Origin of the sequence: Paenibacillus pabuli, assembly GCF_039831995.1 — a bacterium.
Lineage (GTDB): Bacteria > Bacillota > Bacilli > Paenibacillales > Paenibacillaceae > Paenibacillus > Paenibacillus pabuli_C.
Window position 1 is genome coordinate 491,075 of sequence record NZ_JBDOIO010000005.1, and the last position, 21,894, is coordinate 512,968.

General features: G+C 49.1%; 18 protein-coding genes. 4 read left to right on the forward strand and 14 right to left on the reverse strand.

Going from position 1 to position 21,894, the window contains the following annotated elements:
• The first annotated feature begins 266 nt into the window (after positions 1-266).
• From ABGV42_RS28925 to ABGV42_RS28940, 4 genes are all read left to right on the forward strand, one after another.
• Positions 267-3,677 (forward strand): InlB B-repeat-containing protein, encoded by a 3,411-nt coding sequence (locus ABGV42_RS28925; protein ID WP_347384804.1) that lies wholly within the window; start codon positions 267-269, stop codon positions 3,675-3,677.
• Between the two features lie 273 nt (positions 3,678-3,950).
• The gene (locus tag ABGV42_RS28930) at positions 3,951-4,520 is read left to right on the forward strand and encodes a TetR/AcrR family transcriptional regulator (protein ID WP_347384805.1); all 570 of its coding nucleotides are present in this window, start codon (positions 3,951-3,953) and stop codon (positions 4,518-4,520) included.
• Positions 4,520-4,954, forward strand: a complete 435-nt coding sequence (locus tag ABGV42_RS28935; RefSeq protein ID WP_347384806.1) for a DMT family transporter — start codon at positions 4,520-4,522, stop codon at positions 4,952-4,954. Before ABGV42_RS28930 ends, ABGV42_RS28935 begins: the two co-directional genes overlap by 1 nt.
• Positions 4,955-4,956: 2 nt before the next feature.
• On the forward strand, positions 4,957-5,373 hold the full coding sequence (locus ABGV42_RS28940; protein WP_347384807.1) for a YvaD family protein: 417 nt from the start codon (positions 4,957-4,959) through the stop codon (positions 5,371-5,373).
• Between the two features lie 51 nt (positions 5,374-5,424).
• On the opposite strand, the gene ABGV42_RS28945 is transcribed toward ABGV42_RS28940, so the two are convergent.
• The 14 genes from ABGV42_RS28945 to lspA all read right to left on the reverse strand — a co-directional run bounded on the left by ABGV42_RS28945 (position 5,425) and on the right by lspA (position 21,815).
• A complete protein-coding gene (locus ABGV42_RS28945) occupies positions 5,425-6,534 on the reverse strand; it encodes a hypothetical protein (protein ID WP_347384808.1) in 1,110 nt (369 codons plus the stop codon).
• A 56-nt stretch (positions 6,535-6,590) separates the two neighbouring features.
• Positions 6,591-8,093 (reverse strand): sensor histidine kinase, encoded by a 1,503-nt coding sequence (locus ABGV42_RS28950; protein ID WP_347384809.1) that lies wholly within the window; start codon positions 8,091-8,093, stop codon positions 6,591-6,593.
• Positions 8,090-8,800: a response regulator transcription factor gene (locus ABGV42_RS28955; protein WP_347384810.1), complete on the reverse strand. Its 711-nt coding sequence runs from the start codon at positions 8,798-8,800 to the stop codon at positions 8,090-8,092. Before ABGV42_RS28955 ends, ABGV42_RS28950 begins: the two co-directional genes overlap by 4 nt.
• 236 nt (positions 8,801-9,036) lie before the next feature.
• Complete coding sequence (locus ABGV42_RS28960) at positions 9,037-9,915, reverse strand: helix-turn-helix transcriptional regulator (protein ID WP_347385240.1); 879 nt, start codon at positions 9,913-9,915, stop codon at positions 9,037-9,039.
• 178 nt (positions 9,916-10,093) lie between these two features.
• Entirely contained in the window at positions 10,094-11,503 is a 1,410-nt protein-coding gene (locus ABGV42_RS28965; RefSeq protein WP_347384811.1) for an MATE family efflux transporter, read from the reverse strand.
• 280 nt (positions 11,504-11,783) lie between these two features.
• Positions 11,784-12,671 (reverse strand): carbohydrate ABC transporter permease, encoded by an 888-nt coding sequence (locus tag ABGV42_RS28970; RefSeq protein ID WP_347384812.1) that lies wholly within the window; start codon positions 12,669-12,671, stop codon positions 11,784-11,786.
• 32 nt (positions 12,672-12,703) lie between these two features.
• Positions 12,704-13,585 (reverse strand): carbohydrate ABC transporter permease, encoded by an 882-nt coding sequence (locus ABGV42_RS28975; RefSeq protein WP_347384813.1) that lies wholly within the window; start codon positions 13,583-13,585, stop codon positions 12,704-12,706.
• 56 nt (positions 13,586-13,641) lie between these two features.
• Entirely contained in the window at positions 13,642-14,979 is a 1,338-nt protein-coding gene (locus tag ABGV42_RS28980; RefSeq protein ID WP_347384814.1) for an extracellular solute-binding protein, read from the reverse strand.
• Between the two features lie 125 nt (positions 14,980-15,104).
• Positions 15,105-15,893, reverse strand: coding sequence for a response regulator (locus tag ABGV42_RS28985; protein ID WP_347384815.1), 789 nt, complete (start codon positions 15,891-15,893; stop codon positions 15,105-15,107).
• Positions 15,883-17,670 carry a cache domain-containing sensor histidine kinase gene (locus tag ABGV42_RS28990; protein ID WP_347384816.1) on the reverse strand — a complete coding sequence of 596 codons (1,788 nt, stop codon included), beginning with the start codon at positions 17,668-17,670 and terminating at the stop codon, positions 15,883-15,885. The genes ABGV42_RS28985 and ABGV42_RS28990 overlap by 11 nt, the downstream gene beginning before the upstream one ends.
• Before the next feature lie 246 nt (positions 17,671-17,916).
• Entirely contained in the window at positions 17,917-18,744 is an 828-nt protein-coding gene (locus ABGV42_RS28995; RefSeq protein WP_347384817.1) for a carbohydrate ABC transporter permease, read from the reverse strand.
• Complete coding sequence (locus ABGV42_RS29000) at positions 18,744-19,610, reverse strand: carbohydrate ABC transporter permease (protein WP_095290884.1); 867 nt, start codon at positions 19,608-19,610, stop codon at positions 18,744-18,746. The genes ABGV42_RS28995 and ABGV42_RS29000 overlap by 1 nt, the downstream gene beginning before the upstream one ends.
• Positions 19,611-19,635: 25 nt before the next feature.
• Positions 19,636-20,823 carry an ABC transporter substrate-binding protein gene (locus ABGV42_RS29005; protein WP_431523714.1) on the reverse strand — a complete coding sequence of 396 codons (1,188 nt, stop codon included), beginning with the start codon at positions 20,821-20,823 and terminating at the stop codon, positions 19,636-19,638.
• Between the two features lie 500 nt (positions 20,824-21,323).
• Positions 21,324-21,815 (reverse strand): signal peptidase II, encoded by a 492-nt coding sequence (gene lspA / locus ABGV42_RS29010; protein ID WP_347384818.1) that lies wholly within the window; start codon positions 21,813-21,815, stop codon positions 21,324-21,326.
• Positions 21,816-21,894: the final 79 nt, after the last annotated feature.

Consider the following 21,894-nt stretch of genomic DNA (forward strand, 5'->3'; position numbering starts at 1 on the left):
TCTAGTTTATCGGAAGCGGAAGGGCTTAGTCAATATAAATGTATAGAAAGGGATGAAAGTTATGGAACATTTTAACCATAATTGAGTTGTCTCTGGAAGATATCAAAATTTATTTTAAATTTGAATTAAATTCATATTCATTTTTGCCTGCGTATCCAGTACACTATGCTCATCATTATATGGCTTACTATTGTAAATCAGGAAAGTACAGTGGACGGGAATAAGCATAACGTGAACATATTTATGAAGAAAATGGGGATGAAATTGTGAGTTTAACGCTGTTAAAAAAAGTAAGTCTCATGTGGTTGGTATTTCTAATCGGACTCAGTGGTCTTTGGAATAACTTCGGCATGATACAAAAGGTGAACGCCGCAGCGGCGGAGCCCTATCTTGGTGAGATCAGATTATTTCCGTACAATGCAACACCTACAGGATGGATGCCAGCCAAAGGACAGACCATGTCAGTCACTCAAAATTCCGATCTTTTCTCACTGCTTGGACGTAAATTTGGGGGCGATGGAGTAAAAACATTTGCATTACCTAATCTATCCGGTGCTGCACCTGATGGCATGGGCTATTATATAGCCATAACCGGAATTTTCCCTTCCCGTGAAGAGGGCGTGGGAGGTAATGCGAGGTCCGCCCTTGGAGAAGTCCGTCTGTTTCCGTATCAGTTTACCCCCCAGGGATGGTTAGCAGCGAATGGTCAAGAGGTCTCCACATCCACCTACAGTGATTTATATTCGATGATAGGGACGTCCTATGGTGGAAACGGAAGTACAACATTCAAACTACCGAGTTTACCCAAAACAGATGATAATATCATCTATGCAATTTCCACTGATCCAACCAGCCGTGCTGAGAATGGAACAGGTATCGAGTATGTAGGCGAGATTATCCCCATGCTGGTTACTCTCACGACGAATAATTGGGTATTAGCTAATGGCTCGACACTCCCTACCAACAGTAACCAACCTTTATTCAGCCTATTGGGCACCAAGTTTGGTGGTGATGGCCAGGTGAGTTTTAAAGTACCTAATCTCAACAGCAACCAATCCGCTTTGGTTTATTACGTTGCGAACGCAGGAGTATTCCCCACTCTGGACTTCGGACAGCTTCCGGAAGCAATCGATGATACCTATACTACCAATCAAAACTCCGCTTTGGTTGTTCCTGCACCAGGCGTGCTAGCCAATGATAGGGATGCTTCTACTGCTATTTTGAGAAGTGGGCCGATGTACGGAACACTCGTTATGAATGCCGACGGTTCGTTTACTTATACTCCGAGTGCCAATTATGTGGGAACCGACAGTTTCACTTATAGTGCTTACAATGAATGGGGCACCAGTGTTCCAGTGGCAGTTTCCATAACCGTTGAGCAAACTACAGCTCCAATCATTAGCGGTGTAGTCGAGAGCACTGTATACAATCAAGCGGTCACACCTAGCTTTAATAGTGGTACGGCCCTGCTGAATGGCGCTGCATTTACAAGTGGCACTACCGTCACGGCAGATGGTGATTATACCCTGGCCGTTACCAATAGCATTGGTACAACAACGATTCACTTTACGGTAGATACCCATCCCCCTGTTGTCACAGGCGTGACCCAGAACGGCGTCTATAACGTTAGTCCCGTGATCAGCTTTAATGAAGGAACTGCAACCCTCAATGGTTCCCCATTCAATAATGGAGATACAGTCCAAACTGAAGGAGAACATGTACTGATTGTTACTGATCGTGCAGGCAACACGACGACGATTCAATTTAGTTTTTATACGCCACGGACGATCCATTTTGACAGTAATGGCGGTTCAGATGTGCCTGAACAACACGTGAATTACGGTGACCAATCTGCCAAACCTGCCGATCCAACCAAAGCTGGGCACACTTTCGCTGGATGGTTCACCGATTCAGGTTTGAGTCAGGCCTTCGACTTTAACAACACAGCCGTAACTACCGATCTTACCTTGTATGCAAAATGGACGATCAATTCCTACACCGTTAACTTCGATTCTAATGGTGGTACGGCGGTTGATGATCAGTCTGTTCAATACGGAGAGTTAGCGACAGCTCCGGTCGATCCAACCCTAGCTGGACACACCTTCGCTGGATGGTTCACCGATTCAGGTTTGAGTCAGCGTTTCGACTTTGATAATAGAGCCGTAACTGGCGATCTTACCCTGTATGCAAAATGGACGATTAACTCCTACACCGTTAACTTTGACTCTAACGGCGGTACAGCGGTCGATGATCAGTCTGTTCAATACGGGAAGTTAGCGACAGCTCCGGTCGATCCAACCCTAGCTGGACACATCTTCGCTGGATGGTTCACCGATTCACGTTTGAGTCAGGCTTTTGACTTTGACAACACAGTCGTAACAGGTGATATCACCCTGTATGCAAAATGGACAGCCGACAAATACACCATCTCCTTCAATTCGCTTGGAGGATCTACCGTAGCTGATGTAACGGTTGAGCACGGGGATAAGCTTACAGCTCCACCTTCACCAAGCCGTTCAGGCTACACGTTTGTCGGATGGTATGCCGATTCTGAGTTGAAGACGCCGTTCGACTTTGATCAAACGGAGATTCTTTCCGATCTAACCTTATATGCAAAATGGAACGTGATTCCTTCTCCACCATCAGGCGGCAATGGCAATAACAGTGGTGGCTCCGGTAGCCAGAATAGTAACGGATCGAGTGGTAATTCCTCGCCATCTAATACGATAAACTCAACTAATGGTCGTTTAACGCTGGCAGCGGGGCAGGCAGGGCAAGTAAGTTTGGGCGATGGCATCACGTTAACCATTCCTGCCGGGGCGATGAATCAGGAACTGAAGATCACCATTGATCCGGTTAAAGATTCATCTGATCTGCTGACCAACCAGGCCCAACTGCTGAGCCCGGTATATGAACTTCTCAAAAATGTCCCACAGAATTTCGATAAATCCGTAACATTGAAGATGGCCTTCGATGGATCAGGCTTGCGAAGCAATCAGTGGGCTGAACTATTCTATTTTGATGAACAAGATAAAACGTGGCATTCCGCTGGAGAATCCTCTATGGAGGGGAAAAAGATCCAGGTGCACGTAGATCATTTCACCAAATTTGCTGTATTCGCGGTTGATCAGCCCAATGTTCCAGCAGAAGGGGCGTTAAACGATATACAAGGTCACTGGGCAGAAGAGCTCATTCAACAGGCCGTCCGTGAAGGCATCGTGAAGGGATATGCGGATGGATCGTTCAAACCAAACGCATCCGTTACACGTGCCGAATTCACAGTGATGCTGATGAACAAGCTGCAAAACGATTCCACAGAAGCTCCTTTAACTTTTACCGACCGCTCAAGCATAGGTGCCTGGGCACAGACTGCCGTAGCGCGCGCCGTGCAAGCAGGGATCATTCAGGGAGACTCAAGTGGCGCCTTCCATCCAAATGATGCCGTAACCCGTGCGGAGATGGCTGTCATGGTAGCGAATGCACTGCAATTGAAAGCAGAGTCTGGCACCAGCTCAACCTTTGCAGACGACGAACAGATTCCTGTGTGGGCGAGAGCTGCGGTTGCCGGAATGCAAAAGTCCGGGTTGTTGAACGGTAAAGGATTCAACATCTTTGCTCCAAGAGATAACACGACGCGTGCCGAAGCAGTGAAGCTGCTGCTGAGTATGCAAAAATAAGCTCTCCTAAATAAAAGCCTGTGTTCTGGCAGCCTCCTCTCTGAACTGTATAAAACAGTTGGAGAGGAACTGCCCCAGAACACAGGCTCTTTACTTTATTACGAATACGGAATGCGGATACGGTGAAACTGCCCATCAATGCGGAAGACGTTAACAGCACGCACCACTTCTTGACACGAATAGAACCGAGATATAAAATACATAAAAACGAAGGAAAACAAAATATTTTATTTATTTTCCAAACGATCCTATTGATTATAAGGAGGCATGATCATGAGCAAAGAACGCATTCTTGATGCTGCCCGTACTGAAGTAATCCGCGGTGGCTTTCGCTTCAGCATGAATGACTTGTCCAAACAACTTGGTATGAGCACCAAGACGGTATACGAGTTCTTTTCTTCCAAGGAGGACTTGCTCAAGGATTTACTCGATGCCTCACTGGCCGAGATCGTTCAGAAAGAGCAACAGCTTATGAGTAATAGTTCGCTCTCTATTCCATCCAAGTTAAGACAAGCCCTTGTCATGCTGCCTGATGATCTAGGCATGTTTGATCTTCAGCGTTTGTCTGAATTACAGCGTTATTACCCCGCTGTCTGGAGCCAATTAGATCGGTTTATAGCGAGTCATTGGGATGAGATCAGACAATTGATACATACAGGACAAGCATCTGGTGAACTGCGTTCATTTGATACCGACGTTTTTGTACAAGTCTATATTGGCGGCTTATACAGGTTAATGGAACAGCCTGCAAAGGGTTCATGGAATGGTAGCACCTTATCGGCAGCACTGCAGGAGATGGTCGATATGTTGCTGGAAGGCGTTCTTCCAAAGGAGGGACCATAATGGCTTGGTTATGGCTCTCTGTAGCCGTTTTATTTGAAGTGGCCGGGACGATTTCCATGAAAATGTCTGAAGGATTAAGCAAACCTGGACTCGCAGTGCTTATGGGTATTTTTTATCTCATTAGTTTTGGGGTCATGAGTCTCGCGCTCAAAGATATTCCGGTTAGTATCGCCTATGCCATATGGTCCGGAGCTGGGATCACCATTCTGGCTGTGGTTGGGCTATTCTCGTTTCAGGAACCGATGACTTGGCTGAAGGCAGGATCACTGCTGCTTATTATTCTCGGTGTGGCTGGATTACGCATGGGAAGCCCTGAAGCGAAAGTACCCAAGAACGAATCTATCCACCAGGTAGCAGATTATCCATCTTCCGTGTTGGCATGGGATGTCTCCCTACATCGTGGTGCTGAATCAAAACCGACTAAGGAGGAATGACATTGAGTCGTTCGTTAAAAACCTTTTTTCTGCTCACGGATATCGGCTTTCTTCTATATTGGGCGGTGACTTGGGGAGCGTGGATTCCAAAGGAATACTTATATCAGGACTATACCAACCCTCTGCTGGTCGCATGGAACCTGTCGTTTCTGCCGCTTGATCTGCTTATCTCGGCTACAGGATTCTACAGCCTGTTCCTTCTTCACTGTTCGGATCAACGTTGGCGGCTGGTTGCGCTTATCTCCCTCGTGCTGACCTTCTGTTCCGGGCTTCAAGCTATTGCCTTCTGGTCATTCCGTGGAGAGCTCGATTGGGGCTGGTGGGTTCCCAACCTCTACTTGATGATCTATCCGTTATTCTATATACCGATGCTTCTCCGTAAGGAACAGCGTATTTCTACGATTTCAAAAAATGCATAAGAAAAAGCCTGGCTCCTCCTGGAAACAGGCTCATTCTTGTACAGTCACTAGTTACTCCGAGATCGTAATAACGGAGGTGACAAAGTGATACGATTCATTCTGCAGCACCGCTTGGGACAGCAAAATCTTGTTACCTTCCGGGCTCCAGGCGAGTGGATCGGAGATGTCGTCCATATCGGCCGAGATCTGGAATTGTTCCGCAGACTCTGTATTGGATACGAATAATCCTTTCTCGTCATCGTTCTCCGAACTGATCGTATACGCAATCTTGGAATCATCCCCGGACCAACTGGTCCCGAAGATCTGTGTGCCCCTGGCGAGCGTCGCTTTCTCGTTGCCTTCCAGATCTGTAAGCACCAGCGCCCGTTTCGTATCCGCTGTTTTCTTTACAATGGCCAGCCGGGTGCCATCATTGGACGGAATGACCCACTCCACGCTTTTCAGGACCTGCTTCACGTCACCTGTGGTTGTATCATAGACATTCAATTGTCCGTCTTCACCAGTAATATAGTAGATCACACTGCCCGAGACCCTGACGCTGCGTACGTTGAAATTGCCGGTCTCCACCAACACCTTGGTTGTTCCATCAATACTGGCTGAAACGAGGTCTCCCTTCATATTCGGAAAGACGACATGCTGATTATCCAGCCATGCGCCTTCCTGAACGAAACCATCTTCCTCACCCGCATTCACCGACTCCCCGTTGTGCAAATTCAGAAAGAAACCCTTGCCTGTCGATTCCTCCGGCTCCCGGTAGAACAGGTACTGCCCATCCGGTGAGACAATCGGCGAGCTCAGACTAACTTCGCTCTCCTTGAGCGGTGTATCGGTTCCTTTCGCCAGATCGTACATATATAAGTTATGCGGGTATCTCTCCTGGCCTTCAACCGTGACGGGTTTCATCGACGTGTTCTCTTTGTCCGATACGATCCAGTCATCACTTAGCCAGGCCACGCCGCGCATATTGGGCAATTTATCAATTTTCTCGAGTTTGAAGCTCTGGTACACGGATGTATTGGTATTGTCTTTTACCGTGATATCCGTGCCCGTTTTTCCGCTTTGTGTACTGCCTCCCGGCGCCGTAGTCCCCCCGCAAGCTGCTGCCGACAATAGAGCTAACGCACCCAATGTACCCAATGCCGCCTGTTTCCAATTCATCATGGTCCCCCCTGCTTTCTCTGCTATAGACCAAGCATACACATGTCATACTTCCAAAGTTATTCAGACTTGTTTCCAACTTGTAAACTTGAATCGGCGAGTGGGAGAACAAGCTGGAACGTTGTTCCTTCCTCACTCTCATCACCCGGCAGCAGGGTGATCGTCCCGCCCTGTTTCTCTACAAATTGCTTCACGAGTGACAGACCGAGTCCGGTTCCGCCTGTTTTTCTCGCCCGGTCCTTGTTGACGGTATAAAAAGGTTCAAAGATCTTCTCTCTTGCCTCTTCCGGAATCGGCAGACCCGAGTTGAAGATGCGAATCACCGCTTCACGCGTCTGTGGCCGCTGCTCGCTCTGTACCCGAATGACGCCGCCAGGCACGTTATACTTGATCGCATTATCGAGCAGATTGATGAAGATATGCATGAGACTCTCCCGATCACTGCGGATAACGGAAGGCTGAATGTCCAGCTCCATACGAAGCGCAAACTTCTCGGCTTTGCCTCGCATGCGTCCGCAGGCGTCCTCCAGCAGCGCACCCACCTCTACATCCTCCGCCTGGTTCTCAAAATCATATTTCTCCAATGCCGATAAATGCAGCACCTTCTCGACCATCTCATATAACCGTTCCGTTTCCTTGCCAATGTTGCTGGATGCATCCTCCAGCAGCTGAGGGTCATCCCGATACATATCAAGCAGTTCCACATAGGCCATGATCGAGGTTAGCGGTGTTTTGAATTCATGGCTGATGTTGCCGATGTATTGTTTCTGCTGCTGTTCCAGTGCCTGGAGCTTCTCAATGGCCAGCTGCAGCTTCTGCTGTTCTGCATGCATGTCTGTAATATTTTGCTGGATGGACGTGCTCATGTAATAGATGCCTTGTCCCAGCTCGCCCAGTTCATCCTTGCGTTTTACAGGGGATTCCGTAATGTACTCGCCTTTCCGAATGGAATCCGCCGATTTCTTCAGCTTGGTAATCGCGACCGCGAAGCGATTATAGAACAGGTACCCGAGAATAAAGCTTAATGCCACGACGGTAATACCCGCCCATATGAACAACTGTAAAATGCGTGCATAGAATTCATGGTAGCTCTGGACCGGATACTGCATCCATATCGCCCCCATCTGACCATCCGGGCCGTCCAGCGGTGCTGCATAGAGCAGGGTGTCGCCCTGTTCACGGTAGGCAATTTTATTTTGCAGGGCATAGTTCAGCGTCTCCTGGATTTCCAGACTCTCACCCGGTGTAATGGACGAGCCCACCTGTGTCCCATTCATGTCATAGAGAGCGATCGGCAGACCTGTGGAGTTCGCCAGTTCCTGTGCAAGCCTGCGACCATTTTGCTTCAGAAAGGCATCCGTCTCCAGCCGAATGGCTTCGGTGTAATAGGACTGACGCACATTGAGATTGACCAGACGCGTCTGCTGGGACAGAATACCCTCGATCTGTGACTGCTGGTTGCGTTCAATCCCTCGCAGGACGAGGGAACTGAGCACCACAACGGTCAGAATGAGCAATGCCGCCAAGAACACGCTGAATTTCAGCTTGATGCTGACCCTCATGCCGAACCGCCCGGTTCAGGGGCTGGCGCCTTGTAGCCAATGCCGTATACGGTCTGCAGCTTTTGCTGATCCGTATCACCGATTTTTTTGCGCAAACGCTGAATATGAATGTCCACCGTGCGTGTGCCTCCTGCATATTCCATGCCCCACACCCGATCCAACAGATCATCCCGTGTGTACACCCGCTCCGGATTGGACATCAGGATGGTGAGCAGATCAAATTCCTTGGGCGTCAGATCCAGCTTCTCTCCCTTCACCGTCACCGTCCGATGAGCCACATGAATACGCAAGTCACCATTCAAGATAGCCTGGTTCTTCTGCTCGTCTGCCGGCGGGCTACTTTTCTCCACCCGGCGCATGAGCGCCTTCACCCGGGCGAGCAGCTCACGGATTTCAAACGGCTTGGTCATGTAATCATCTGCGCCCATTTCCAGGCCGACAATTTTGTCCACGATGTCATTTTTCACGGTCAGCAGAATAATCCCGATATCCTCCCGGTCCTCCAACCTGCGGCACACACCGTATCCATCGAGCCTCGGCATCATGACGTCCAGTATCATCACCTGCGGATGGAAGGACGCCACCTTGACCAGTGCCTCCTCGCCATCACTTGCAGTCTCCACTTCATATCCTTCGCGCCGGAGCGCATAAGCAATGGCACTGACGATACTTGACTCGTCATCTACCACAAGCACTTTTTTAGTCATCGGATTCATCCTCTTTATTGATGTCATAAGTTCAATATTCCTGGATCTATGTTAACAAGGTCTGACCGGATAATCCATGGAGGACTATACGATTTACGCAGAAAGCCGTATTCTCTAAGCTTGGACTTCGCTACACTTTTTTTATACCCGTACATGACAAAAAGACCTCACCGGAAAATGGGTTGGCCTTTGTCTCTTAGTATTTTAAGCTTCATGCATGACGAATGAACGATCTACTATTCCTCAAACGACAAGTTCATTGGCTCATCCGCTATCTCGTATTCCGTATCCATATGGGTCAAGGGCGTATTCAGGTCCACTTCCTCGAAGCGGAAGCTATCCACCCAGACCTTGCCTTTACCGTTCAGAATGACCCCGAATGAAATGACAGCACTGCCCTCCGGTACATCCAGCACGATGCTGTACTGATTCCATGGCTGTGTGCCGGAGATCGGACGATCGTGCATGTTATCAAACTGAAGCACGTCCTGGGCATGGTTATCCACACGCATCCATAATCCGCAGAACCCATCCACGCGCTCAGTCTTCACGAATCCGGATAACTTCATCCGTTTGCCCACATACTTGTCCGCCTTGAACTGCTGCATCATCGTCGCAAACTCGTTCGGCTCCATTGGTGTAACGGCCTTCAAATACCCCGAGGCCTTCCCTTGATGGACTTCAGCGGGATCAATGCCCATCTCATAATTTTGCGGGTGGCTTCCGGTTAACATCCAGCCTTTGATTGCTGCTGCAGAATTCATCTGTAATTCTCCTCCTCTGGTTTTTCCGGTGAATAGTTTCAGATCGAATAATTTGCGAAAACGACCGGGCGGCATGCCGTATATTTTGCGGAATGCCCGGGTGAATGCTTCCTGACTTTCAAATCCGCAGGCGAGAGAAATATCCAAAATGCCTGCATTCGTGGAGCGCAGTGCGGTAGAAGCCAGACTCATCCGCCGATGACGAATGTAATCAATTACGGTCATGCCCACCTCATCCCGAAATACCCGATGATAATGGTACGGCGATAATAAAGCCTCCGAAGCTACCTCTTCCAACCCTATCTTCTCATGCAGATGGGTCTCAATATAGAACAAGCTGTCCTGAATCATCTCCTGATAACGGCTCAAGTGGAGAGCAGCCCCCTTCCATATCCATACTATACGTGTTCACAAAGCGGCCGTTTTGATCATTTTTGCGGAAAATAAAAAAAGAAGAGCCAGCTTAGGGACAGCAATGTCCTTGACCGACTCTTCTTGGGAGCTGCAATTCAGATAAGTGACCGACGAATCAGACTGCCGGAACCGGCTGTGCAGCAACCTCATCCTCATCATGCTTCACCAATTCATGTTTCTCCCACGCCCGGCTCTTCCAGCGGAAGTACATAATGACCGCACGTGTCCATTCGTCCGCCGCTATGGCAAGCCATACACCCGCCAGTCCCAGATCAAGCTGGAACACCAGCAGATAGCCGAGAGGCAGACTCATGCACACCATGGAGATCAACCCCATATATACCGGGAACTTGGCATCCCCTGCCGCACGCAGGGAACCGATAATGACAATGTTGCAGGTACGTCCGGTTTCGAGCAAAAGACTGAGCAGGAGTACCTGAGCACCCAGCTTGATAATCTCCGGATTTTCCGTAAAAATGCCCATTAATGGCACGCGGAAAATAATAATGATCACGTCAATGATCACGGTCGCCAGCAGGGCCCATTTTACACTGTCGAATACCCGTTTGTATGCCTCATCTTTGCGGCGTGCCCCTACAAGACGACCGACAATGATGGACGTTCCCATGCCAATCGCCATGCTGAACAGATAGATATAGCTGGAGATATTGCCGGCATATTGCTTGGTTGCCATGGCTTCCGCACCCAGATAGGTCACGTACAGCGTAAATATGAGTTGGCAGGAATGATACACCATGGATTCCATCGCAGACGGAATGCCGATTCGCAGAATTTTGCCGATAAAATTTTTGGACAGTTTAATGTAGTAACCGAATTCTACCCGAACCTCACTCACACGGTACAAAAGCCAGAAGAAGATCAGTAGGCAGATGAAACGGCTTCCCACCGTCGAGATCGCTGCCCCTTCCACACCCAGCTTGGGCAGGCCGAAATGTCCAAAGATCAGGGCATAGTTACCAATAACGTGGATGACGTTCATAAACACAGATACGTACATGGTTTCCTTGGTATACCCGTGTGTACGAATGGTTGCAGCCAGCGCATTGATAAGAGCCTGCAGGAAAATCCCGCCCCCAACAATGCTTATATACGAACGGGCGTAATCGTAGATTTCGCCTTGAATATTAAGAAGTGTCAGTAAATGTCCACCAAACACCAGAAAAATAACACTCAGGATCAATCCGACCACAAGATTAAGCGTGATGGCATTACCTGTAACCTGAGCTGCTTCACTCAGTTTTTTGGAACCAATATATTGGGCAACTACAATCGCAGCACCATGTCCGATGACTTCGAGTACAAGAATGGCAATCGAGATAATCTGGTTGGCTGCGCCCACCCCGGAGACGGCATTATCCGATACCGAGCTAAGCATGAGCGTATCTACGCTCCCCATCAACATAAACAAGAAGAGTTCCAGGAAAATTGGCCAGGTCAGCCGAATCAGCTTCAGGTCCTTGGCATCTGAACGGAGGGACTCTTTGGTCGAGGATATTGCTGTCATTTTCTCACCTTTCCAACGTGGGCTTGATTTCATAGGGTATGTTAGCACAGGTGGTTTGAAAATGCAGTAGTTTTACGAAAATAATTGAAAGATTTTTGAAATCCCATAAAAAGGTATTTTCAACTTTTCATCAAATCCATCTTCCGTGCACCGCCGAGAGGTTATGGAAGACAAAACAAAACCAAAAAAACCCTTTCATCACTCGCCCGGAAGGAGAGGTGAAAGGGTCTTCAATCTCAGGGTAGGTGTATGATGCAGTGAAGTACCGGGTCTGTACGAGTTAACCTTTGACGGACCCCGCAGCAATCCCTTCGACAATTCGTTCACTCAGCACCAGAAACGCAATCAAAATCGGCAGAATGCTGATCATCAGCGTAGCCCCAATGGCACCCCAATCGGTGGTGTACTGTCCAATAAAGTTCTGCACCCCAACGGTCAGCGTTTTATATGCATCCGAACTAATGAAGGTGTTCACGAAAATAAATTCGTTCCAGTCATAGATCATGTTAATGATGGCCGTTGTAGCAATTACGGAAGCAGTCATCGGCAGTACAATGCGGAAGAAGATCCGGTTCACAGAGCATCCGTCCATCACCGCCGCCTCCTCCACCTCTCTCGGAAGTGCATAATAGAACCCAAGCAGAATCATAATCGTGATCGGCATATTAAATGCAATGTAAGACAGAATGACCGATAAAGGATGGTCTGTGAGATGCAGTTTCAGGAACAGGCTGAACAGCGGGATCAGCGTGGAGTGCACCGGGATCATCAGTCCCACCATGAACAGCCCCAGCACCAGTGAACGTCCCTTCCAGCGCATCCGTGTGATCGCAAATGTGACGAGACTCGCAAACAGCACCGTGAACACCACAGAAACGACCGTGACCCATACACTGTTGAAAAAATATAAACTGATATTGCCTTCCGTCCATACCTTGACATAGTTCTCCCAACGCGGCGTAGCCGGGAGGGCAAAAGGAGCCATGTCGAATACTTCCTGATTATTTTTGAGCGAGAATAACAGCAGCCAGATCAAGGGTAATATCTGAAGCACAGCCACCAGAGACAAGAGCACATACAGCAGCACATATCCAAGCCTTCTTAACCATTCTGAGCCTTGGCCCGTCTCCGGATGTACTGGCAGCCGAACAGCCGTATCCGTCTTCATCAGGATAGACCCCCTTTCATTTTATGTTCACGTCAGGAATACTGGATCGGTTCTTTGGAAGCCGTCACCTTGCGGAGCAACCATGTGACCACCAGACAGATCAAGAGCAGGAAAAACCCTACAGCACTGCCGTAACCAAAGTCGAAGCTGCGGAAGGCCTGACGGTACATATAGGAGGCCATAACTTCACTGGAGCCATTTGGACCCCCATCGGTCATCACATAGATGAGGTCAAAATACTTGAGCGAGCCCACCACGGCAAGCACTACGGTTACCTTGATGACTTCCGTGATGAGCGGCAGCTTGATACGAAAGGCAATCTGCCACGGATTCGCACCATCAATTCGGGCAGCCTCGACCAGAGATTCCGGGATGTTTTTCAGCGCAGCATAATAGATCAGAATATAGAAGCCCGCATACTGCCACAGGATCGGCACGAACAGTGCATACAGCACCAGCGAGGGCTCCGCCAGCCACGCCGGCGGATTGCTGAAGCCGATGGCTTCCAGGAAGGTGTTCAGCACACCGTTGCTGGGATGATAAATTTTCAGCCATAACTGGGCAATTGCAACGGAAGACAGCAGCATCGGGATCAGATATATTTTTCGAAATACATTCGCGCCCTTGATCTTGCCTGACAGCACGAGTGCAATCATCAGATAACCGATCAGGCTCAGCGCAGAAAACAAGGCGAGCAAAAAGGTATGATTGGCGCTCTGCCAGAACGTGCTGTCCTGAATCAATCTGGCGTAGTTATCCAAACCAATAAACGTCATCGCCCCGATCCCATCCCATTGCATCAAACCGTAATATCCGGTGAGCACAATCGGGATATAGACCAGAACCAGCAGCAGAAGCAGCGCAGGCAGCACATACAGCGCAGCAACCAGACGGTTCGACATGACTTTGTCCAAGACATGATCCTCCCTTCAAACGTTCAAACCTTCAAATGGTGTAGGTGAGGTGTACATCAGTTGCCTTTATCGATCGCAGCCTGATGATTCTTCACAAAGTCCTCCGGGGTGACCGCTTTGCCAAACAGTGCCTGAATCATGTCCAGGTGCGCCTGAGCAGCAGCCGGTTTCATCTGCACATCTGCAAAGAGTGTCAGGCTGCTCGCCTGATTCAACTCGTTCAGCAGATCGATATAGAGCTGTGGCAGCTGTACTGCAGCCGTATCGACTTTGGTCGCTGGAATGACCCCTGCTTCGGTCACGGAGCTTTCGCCCCATTTCTCCACAAAATACTGCACAAACTTCTGTGCTTCTTCCTTCACTTTGGAGTTCTGGGCCACAAAGAGGCCTACGCCCGGTCCGCCTACCCAGCTGTTGATATCCCCTTTGCCGCCGTCAATCGTCGGGAATTTGAAAAATCCAACCTTATCCTTGAATTCCTGCGGAATATCCGGGTTCGTTGTAAAGTTCGGAAGTTCCCACGTTCCCATCAGGTACATGGCAGCCTTCTCATTCATGAATTCGGATTTGCCTTCGTCATTGGATAATCCGTTAAAGCCCTTGTTGAATGCGTTCATATCGACAAGCTTCTGCACTTCTGCCGCGGCCTGTGTCAGAGCAGGATCTTCAAACTTGCCTGATCCACTAATCGCTTTCTCCAGCGCATCCCCACCTAGACGATTCGCCAGATACATATACCAGAGTGAACCGGTCCAGCGGTCTTTATTCCCGAGTGCAATCGGCACTTCGCCGTTCTCGGTCAGCGTCTTCAGCACATTCAGGAATTCATCGTATGTGGCTGGCGGCTGCAAATTATATTTGGCAAAGATCGCTTTGTTGTAATAAATGGGGGATATATTCAGCTCAATCGGGAGCGCATAGGTTTTGCTGTCTACCGCGTAAGCCTCTGTTGTTCCAGCGATGAACTTCTCACCAAGGGATCCATTCAGCAGTTCATCGAGCGGCGCAAACAGATTGCCCTTAACATAAGGCTCCAGGAAGCCTGCGGCCCAGGTTACACCGACATCGGGCAGTTCATTGGATGCGGACAAAATCTTCAGTTTGTTCTTGTATTGTTCATTCTCCAGCACTTCCTGCTTGATCGTCACATTTGGATGATCCGTCTGATACTGCTGGATAATATCATTGACCAGCTTGTTCTGCTGTGCAGAACTGCCGGCCGGCCAGAGATGCATAAATTTCAGCGTGACCTTTCCGTCTGCGGTACCGCCCTCTCCACTGCCATTACTGCCGGATTCGTTGCCTCCACCGGAACCCGCATTGCTGCACCCCGACAAAATGACAGCGAGAACCAGCGTCCAAGAGAGAAGCATTGCCAGCGTTTTTTTGCTCATAATTCCAGCCCCCAATAGTGGTTTTTCGGTTAATGTAACCGCTTTATCGAAATTGTAGCATGGGTATCACCACTCTATAAGGTCAGGACGATTTGGTAAAACTCCACTATTTTAAGGTGAACTTGTTAACTCTTTTCATTTACGGCATGACGGTATTTGCTTGGACTAATCCCCTCCAGGCTCTTGAAGACTTTGATAAAATATTTATCGGTCTGGTAGCCGACTCTCTCGGCTATCTCCGAGATAGGCATCGTTGTCTGCACCAGCAATTCCTTTGCCCGCTGTACCCGTTTACGCATGAGATACTCACTAAAATTCAGCCCGACCTGCTCCTTGAACAGTACGCTGAAATAACTGGAGTTCAGATGCAGTGAATCGGCAAGCTCACGCATGGTCATCGGTTCACCCAGATGTGTCTCAATGTACGCCAAAGCTTCGCCAATCGGGGTATTGCCCTGCTGTTCTCTTCGCTCCCTGACATCGAACAGCTTCGGATCAACCATCTCCTGCATGGTTTGGATGCGCCGCTGCTGTTCGTGGACATGCAGTGCCTTCTGTACCGTCTGGAGCAGCTGCTCTTTATCAATCGGCTTGAGTAAATAATCCACCACACCAAGCTTGATCGCCTGCTGGGCATAATTAAAATCCGCATACCCCGACATAATGAGGACAGCCGGCTTCCCGGGAATCTGCTGAATGGCCTCCACCAGCGACAAGCCCGAGAACTCCGGCATGCGTACATCGGTGATCAGGAGATCTGCAGGCTGGCTGGCGAGCCATTCCCTGGCTTCAACACCGCTCGCGGCAGTCTGAATTCGGTTCCTCCCGGCAGACCATGCCTCAAGGGTTTTGCGTATGCCTTCTCTTGTACGCGGCTCGTCGTCCACAATCAGAATTGTTTTCTCATGAATCATGTGCAGCCTCCGTTCCCCTCGGAATTTCAAAACATATGATGCTCCCTCTCCCTACTTCGCTCTGCACCTCAAGTTTGGCTGCATCGCCCAGTTGGCTGCCATAGTAGACTTTCAGCCGGCGATGCACATTGATCAGCCCCACTCCCGTTCCCTTGCTGGACGCAGCAGGCCCGCCGTCCAAAGCTTGAACAATGGATAACAGACGTTCCTCATCCATGCCCGGGCCATTATCTTGGACCTTGACGCGTACACGGCCTTCTACCGAGGACGGTTCAACACGGATCTCCACCTTTCCCGGTTTTAACGTATTTTCAATCCCGTGCAGTATCGCGTTTTCCACCAATGGCTGGATCAGCAGCTTGGGGATAGGCACGCTGCGCAGTTCCTCGCTCAGCCTGATCTCCCACTGCATTCTCTCGCCCAGCCGCATCTGCATAATGTTTAAATACCGCTCCGCATGCTCCAGTTCGTCCGCAATCGTGACCCATTCATCCTGATGAGTACCGGGGATGATGTAGCGAAATAACCGGGACATGGCAATAACCCTAAGTGCCAGCTCCTCGTCTCCCTTTTCCTCCAAAGACCAATAGAATGCCTCCAGGGTGTTAAACAGAAAATGCGGATTAATCTGCGATTGCAGCGCCTTCAGCTCGGCCCGGGACTGCATGACTTCCTTCTCGTGCACCACACGTGTCAATTCGTTCTGCCTGTAAACCATCTGGTTATACACATCATTCAGCTCATTGATCTCCATGGTGGAGCTAACCATCAGATTCGGTCTCATCGCTCCGGGCTGTGCCCCGCGCATGGCCCGCATCAGCCGAATCAACGGACGTGTGATCATGGTGGACAGAAAAAAGGACATCACAAGAAACAGCCCCACACCAATGATTCCCGAAACGAGCAGCGCTGTTCTCAGGATCGATACCCCTTCGGTTGTTTCTCCTAGCGGTGTCAGCACAGCAAGTGTCCATCCCGTCAGCTCGGACTTATGGCGGACAACGATATAGGATTCCTCTCCGTTCTGAACGACGGATCCACTGTCCAAAATGGCCTTGGGATCAAGGTTAATCTGCAGATTGGAAGTCACCACTTCACCATCGCCGTCCAGCAGCAGGATGGAATCCTGCAAACCCTCAGCCTCATTCGAATCATTCAGTTGAAAAAAACTACGCTGCATCCGCACCACAACATAGCCCCCATGTTCAAAAGAATGATCCAGCAGGTTGATTCGACGAATGGCGAGAAGTACACCCGGGTCTTCAGGGTCAGAGCCTGCCCACACTAATCTGCCTTTGCCTTCATCCGCTTGGGTGATCCAGCTGCGCTCCACTCTGAGATCCAGGGATCGGTCATCCATCGGGAAAATCCGGTTATAACCGGTTGTGTAGATCTCCATACTTTGTGCCCCGTTAATAAAAGATTGATAGCTGCCTGCAATCTGCAACAGTGCTTGGCGTTGATTAAAGGTGGCCGGTTTGCCACGCTTCTCGTCACTAAGCAGACGCTGCACATACGAATCATCCGCGACCTGGGCCGTCAGGGAGTTCACCTGTGCAATGAGGGCGTCCAACCGCCCGCTGGCCTGCACTGCGGTCTGATGGATATGTTTCTCGGCATTGCTCTTCAGCAACGCAGCCACCCGGTCATAGGCCGTTACGCCTGCGAGCAGCAGAACAATGAGCATCACCATGACGAAACCGACGAAGATCTGATTGCGAAGCGAGGTATAGCGCCCTGTTTTCCCCTGCAACTCCGTCCGTTCTCCTTTCTGCATGTAAAAAAACCACCATCCTACTCCCTTGCTCTTGAGACTGAGTACACCGATGCTGGCTTCATTCACGTATTTAATTAAAGCGCTTGCAAAAAGGAAGCGCTCGCTTTCTTTGTTTAATGATTAAACTAACGAATAAAAAATAGCACAGTTTCCTGGGTTAATCAATCCGTTTGAAACGTTCGGAGTGCTTCTTGGAATAAAAAAAGAGGAGGACACTTAGGTCCGCCTCTCTATATTCACAACCCTTTATTTTACAGAGCCTTGGGTTACCCCGTTGATGATCCACTTCTGAGCAAAGAGATAGATGATAATCATCGGCAGCAAGGCCAGCAGATAGGATGCAAACGCCAGGTTGAAGTCGGTATTGAACTGACCCTGGAAGACGTATTGCACCAGTGGCAGCGTGTACTGTGCCGGGTCACTGATAATGATGAGCGGCAGCAGGAAGTCGTTGTAGGTGGACAGACATGTCAGAATACCAACCGTAGCACTGATCGGTGCCATGAGCGGGAAAATGATTTTCCAGAACGTTCCCCAGGTTGTTGCCCCATCCACAAAAGCTGCTTCCTCCAGCGCCACCGGAATGGACCGGATATATCCAACATACACGAATACGTTAAAGGCGAGTCCATACACTGTATGTAATAAGATCAAGCCAAGCAGATTCGTCATGTCCAGCGAAGATGTCAGTTTGACAATCGGCAGCATGATGATCGGAAACGGAATGAACATCGCACTGACGAAGTAATAGTACAGCCCTTTGAAAAACTTGCGTTTCTCCATATTGCGCGCGATCGCATAAGCCACCATGGAATTACTAAGGAGCGTCAGAATGACGGTCGATGCAGTAACGATAGCACTGTTACGGAACGATTGGAAGAAGTTCGTCATGTCGATGGCACTTGCGAAGTTCTCCCAGTGCAATGTGGTCGGGAAGGCAAATACGGACTGAGCCATTTGCTCCGGATTTTTCAAAGCGATCGTAACCGTCATATAGAGTGGAAATAGAATAAACAATGTGCCCAAAATAACGAGCAGCATAACCAGCCAGTTGGTGCGTGTACGACTTCTCATTACAGATCCATCTCCCTTCTTTGCAGGAACCGGATTTGCAGAATTGAGATCACCGCAATAACGATGAAGTAAATAACCGAGTTCGCAGATTGATACGCATATTCTCCACCTTCAAATCCACCGGTATAGATCAGGTGAGAGATGGATTGCGTTGCCCGTCCAGGTCCACCATTCGTCAAGGCAACGATCTGATCGAAGACCATCAGGGAGTTCTTCATGGCCAGCACCATATTGATGGTGAAGAACGGTGCAATGAGCGGGAAGGTAATACTCCAGAATTCACGCCATTTGCCTGCACCGTCGAGGTTGGATGCCTCGTACAGCGTTGTTGGTATCGTTTGCAATCCCGCCAGATACAGGATCGTATTGAGTGCTACCGATTGCCATACAGCCACGATAACGATCCCGATCCATGCCAGGCTCTCGCTACCGAGAATGTTGGTTGATAGGGCATTGATGCCCAGGTTTTGTCCCCAGATCGGGAACACGTTGGAGAACAGGTAATTGAATATGTAACCTACAATAAGCACGCTCAGAATGTTGGGCAGGAAGTAGATGCCGCGGAAAAAGTTGCGGAACTTGATCTTGGCATTCAGCCCGAGTGCGATGAGCAGGCTCAGAATATTGGTCAGAATGGTCACTACGATGGCAAACTTAAATGTGAACCAGTAGGCGTTGCCCACATTGTCATCCTGAAACAGGTTAAAATAATTTTTGAAGCCAACGAAATCATAACTTTTCCCGAAGCCATTGTAGTTCGTAAAGGAATAATAAATCCCCTGGAGAGCCGGCAGCGTCATAAACACGAAGAACAATACCACCGCCGGAACCGTCATCCAGTAATAGGGTGCCATACGTTTGTTCATACTCCATCCTCCTTCGGACTAGGCGTTAACGCCGGTTGGCTACCTTGTCCCATTCTTTGTCGAGTGTATCCAGATAGTTGTCGATGTCTTTGTTCTGCAAAAAGGACTGTACGATGGAATTCAGCTGCACCGCAGCCGGAATGTAGTGATCGGCAAAATCAATCACTTTGCCCTGCTCGATATAAGGGGTCAGCTCCTGCACCGCAGGATCGTCCTGCTCCACACCTTCGACCGCTGCAAATAGCGTTTGCTCTTCAATGTATTTCCCGATATTTTCCGGTTCCAGCAGAAAGGCGATAAACTCCTCAGCCTGCTCCCGGTTTGGCGTATCCGCAGAGATCGTAAACAGGGAGTCAATGCCGTTCACCAGCTTGATCTGGCTTGGATCATTTCCGGTCGGGAACGGGAAGAAGCCGATATCCACATTCGGGTTAGCTTTGCGAATCTCGGAGATCGCCCAGGTTCCCTGGATATACATGAATGCTTCGCCATTGGCAAAAGCCCGGTTACCGTCGGAGTAGGCCTTACCGAAGTTGTCCCCATGACCGTAATTCATTAGTTCAAGCTGCTTTTCTGCTACCTCGCGGTATTTCTCCTTGAACGTCACCTTGTTCTCGCGACGCTCCAGATAGAAATCGATACCAACCAAGTTAGGTCCAAGTGCATTGAACGGCAGATTGGTCTGCCAGTCATCCTTGTATGTAAAGTAAAATGGAATCTTGCCCGCGTCCTTGATCTTTTGGGCAGTAGCAATCAGCTCATCCCATGTCTTGGGAACGTCCAGCCCCATTTCCTTAAACAGCGTTTTGTTGTACATGATGCCGTTTGCATTTGTTGCGTAAGGAATACCCGTCACTTCCTCCATGCCCGTGACATCCTTCAGCATTTGTATGTAATTCGGATCAATGGTCTTGGTCAGTGAGCTGTCCGTCAGATCAGCAAAAATCTCACTTTGGGCCAGAATCGAATAGGTATCGGTTGCACCCATGGCCATAATATCCGGTACGTCATTCTTTACTACACGAGTCTTCAACACGGTCTCCGCATCCGGCGGGTTCACCTGAGTGACCTGTATATCGGAATGCTCCGCATTGAATGTTTTGATCAATTCGTCAAAGGTTGCTTTGGCTTCGGGTTTATTTTGGAAAAATTCGATCTGCACTTTGCCGTTTGCGCTCTCTCCACTTGTACAAGAGGATAGGAGCACAGCCATTATTCCACATAGCAACATTGTCCCGAGTGCCTTGGTAAGCGATGTTCTCATGTTGTACCTCCCTCAGCTTTCATAAAATGAATGAATGTGTGTTGCACCATGCCACTCCGATTGCAGCACCATCTTTCGATCCCTGTTATCCCCAGATTTTTTGGATCCTCTTATACAAGGGGAAAAGCCGGTGATAAACTGGAACGCTACGTTTCTTCGATTGGTCCTGCACTCTCCGTTATGGTGTAAATCACAGCATCACTTTATATACGTTAAGATATACCCATTACATCGGTGGAATAACCATATAGTTAATTCTTCCACCTGCTCTATAACACAGGGTTGGTCATTCAACCCTTTTCTATTTCTAAAACGGTTTCGACAAAAATGAATCATGGGTGTATTTTCCAGTAATTGCTGCTGCATAACAAAAAGAAGGACATTGGCACCTATCCAATGTCCTTCTTCTTTCCACTTTACGTGATTACAAAAACTCCATTTCTATCGCATTATTGACGTTCAATTTTGGGCAAGGCGTTGCGCAATCGCTTGGCCCGGTAACTCTGAAATGCACGGATGAGCATTCCGATCACCAGGAGCACCACACCGATATTAATGGCTACATCAGCCAGGTTAAGAATACCCCGCCCGGACGGAAATACGAGGAAATCCGTCACTTTTGCAAATACAAAACGGTCGATGGCATTGCCCAAAGCTCCACCGACCATGAAGCCTGCCCCTGCCTGCATCCAGAAACCGCGAATCTCACCTTTTCTCCGATAATATAAAATGCCGGCAATGAACAGAATGGCAACAACGCCGAACAGACGCGCATTCCCCTGAAACATGCTTCCCGCCATGCCGCTATTCTCATAGTGCTGCAGCTGCATGCCCGAGTCACCGAGCCTCATCATGTCTCCGACTTCCATATACATCCTTACGGCCATTTTGGTTCCCTGATCCACCAGAGTAACCAGCAATGCTATAAAATAAAACAGCATGTTGTCTCTCCTCCTCCCTATCTCGTTTTGCCCTATCCTATGTAAACCTGTGGGATCTCCAACGTTACGTTTCCTTCAC

Excerpts from the sequence above, each read along its gene's own strand:
- ABGV42_RS28995 (WP_347384817.1), bottom strand. The coding sequence starts at position 18,744 with ATGAGAAGTCGTACACGCACCAACTGGCTGGTTATGCTGCTCGTTATT.
- ABGV42_RS28970 (WP_347384812.1), bottom strand. The coding sequence starts at position 12,671 with ATGAAGACGGATACGGCTGTTCGGCTGCCAGTACATCCGGAGACGGGC.
- ABGV42_RS28980 (WP_347384814.1), bottom strand. The coding sequence starts at position 14,979 with ATGAGCAAAAAAACGCTGGCAATGCTTCTCTCTTGGACGCTGGTTCTC.
- ABGV42_RS28950 (WP_347384809.1), bottom strand. The coding sequence starts at position 8,093 with ATGAGGGTCAGCATCAAGCTGAAATTCAGCGTGTTCTTGGCGGCATTG.
- ABGV42_RS28935 (WP_347384806.1), top strand. The coding sequence starts at position 4,520 with ATGGCTTGGTTATGGCTCTCTGTAGCCGTTTTATTTGAAGTGGCCGGG.
- ABGV42_RS28990 (WP_347384816.1), bottom strand. The coding sequence starts at position 17,670 with ATGCAGAAAGGAGAACGGACGGAGTTGCAGGGGAAAACAGGGCGCTAT.
- ABGV42_RS28955 (WP_347384810.1), bottom strand. The coding sequence starts at position 8,800 with ATGACTAAAAAAGTGCTTGTGGTAGATGACGAGTCAAGTATCGTCAGT.
- ABGV42_RS28960 (WP_347385240.1), bottom strand. The coding sequence starts at position 9,915 with ATGATTCAGGACAGCTTGTTCTATATTGAGACCCATCTGCATGAGAAG.
- ABGV42_RS28930 (WP_347384805.1), top strand. The coding sequence starts at position 3,951 with ATGAGCAAAGAACGCATTCTTGATGCTGCCCGTACTGAAGTAATCCGC.
- ABGV42_RS29000 (WP_095290884.1), bottom strand. The coding sequence starts at position 19,610 with ATGAACAAACGTATGGCACCCTATTACTGGATGACGGTTCCGGCGGTG.
- lspA (WP_347384818.1), bottom strand. The coding sequence starts at position 21,815 with ATGCTGTTTTATTTTATAGCATTGCTGGTTACTCTGGTGGATCAGGGA.
- ABGV42_RS28965 (WP_347384811.1), bottom strand. The coding sequence starts at position 11,503 with ATGACAGCAATATCCTCGACCAAAGAGTCCCTCCGTTCAGATGCCAAG.
- ABGV42_RS28945 (WP_347384808.1), bottom strand. The coding sequence starts at position 6,534 with ATGATGAATTGGAAACAGGCGGCATTGGGTACATTGGGTGCGTTAGCT.
- ABGV42_RS29005 (WP_431523714.1), bottom strand. The coding sequence starts at position 20,823 with ATGGCTGTGCTCCTATCCTCTTGTACAAGTGGAGAGAGCGCAAACGGC.
- ABGV42_RS28985 (WP_347384815.1), bottom strand. The coding sequence starts at position 15,893 with ATGATTCATGAGAAAACAATTCTGATTGTGGACGACGAGCCGCGTACA.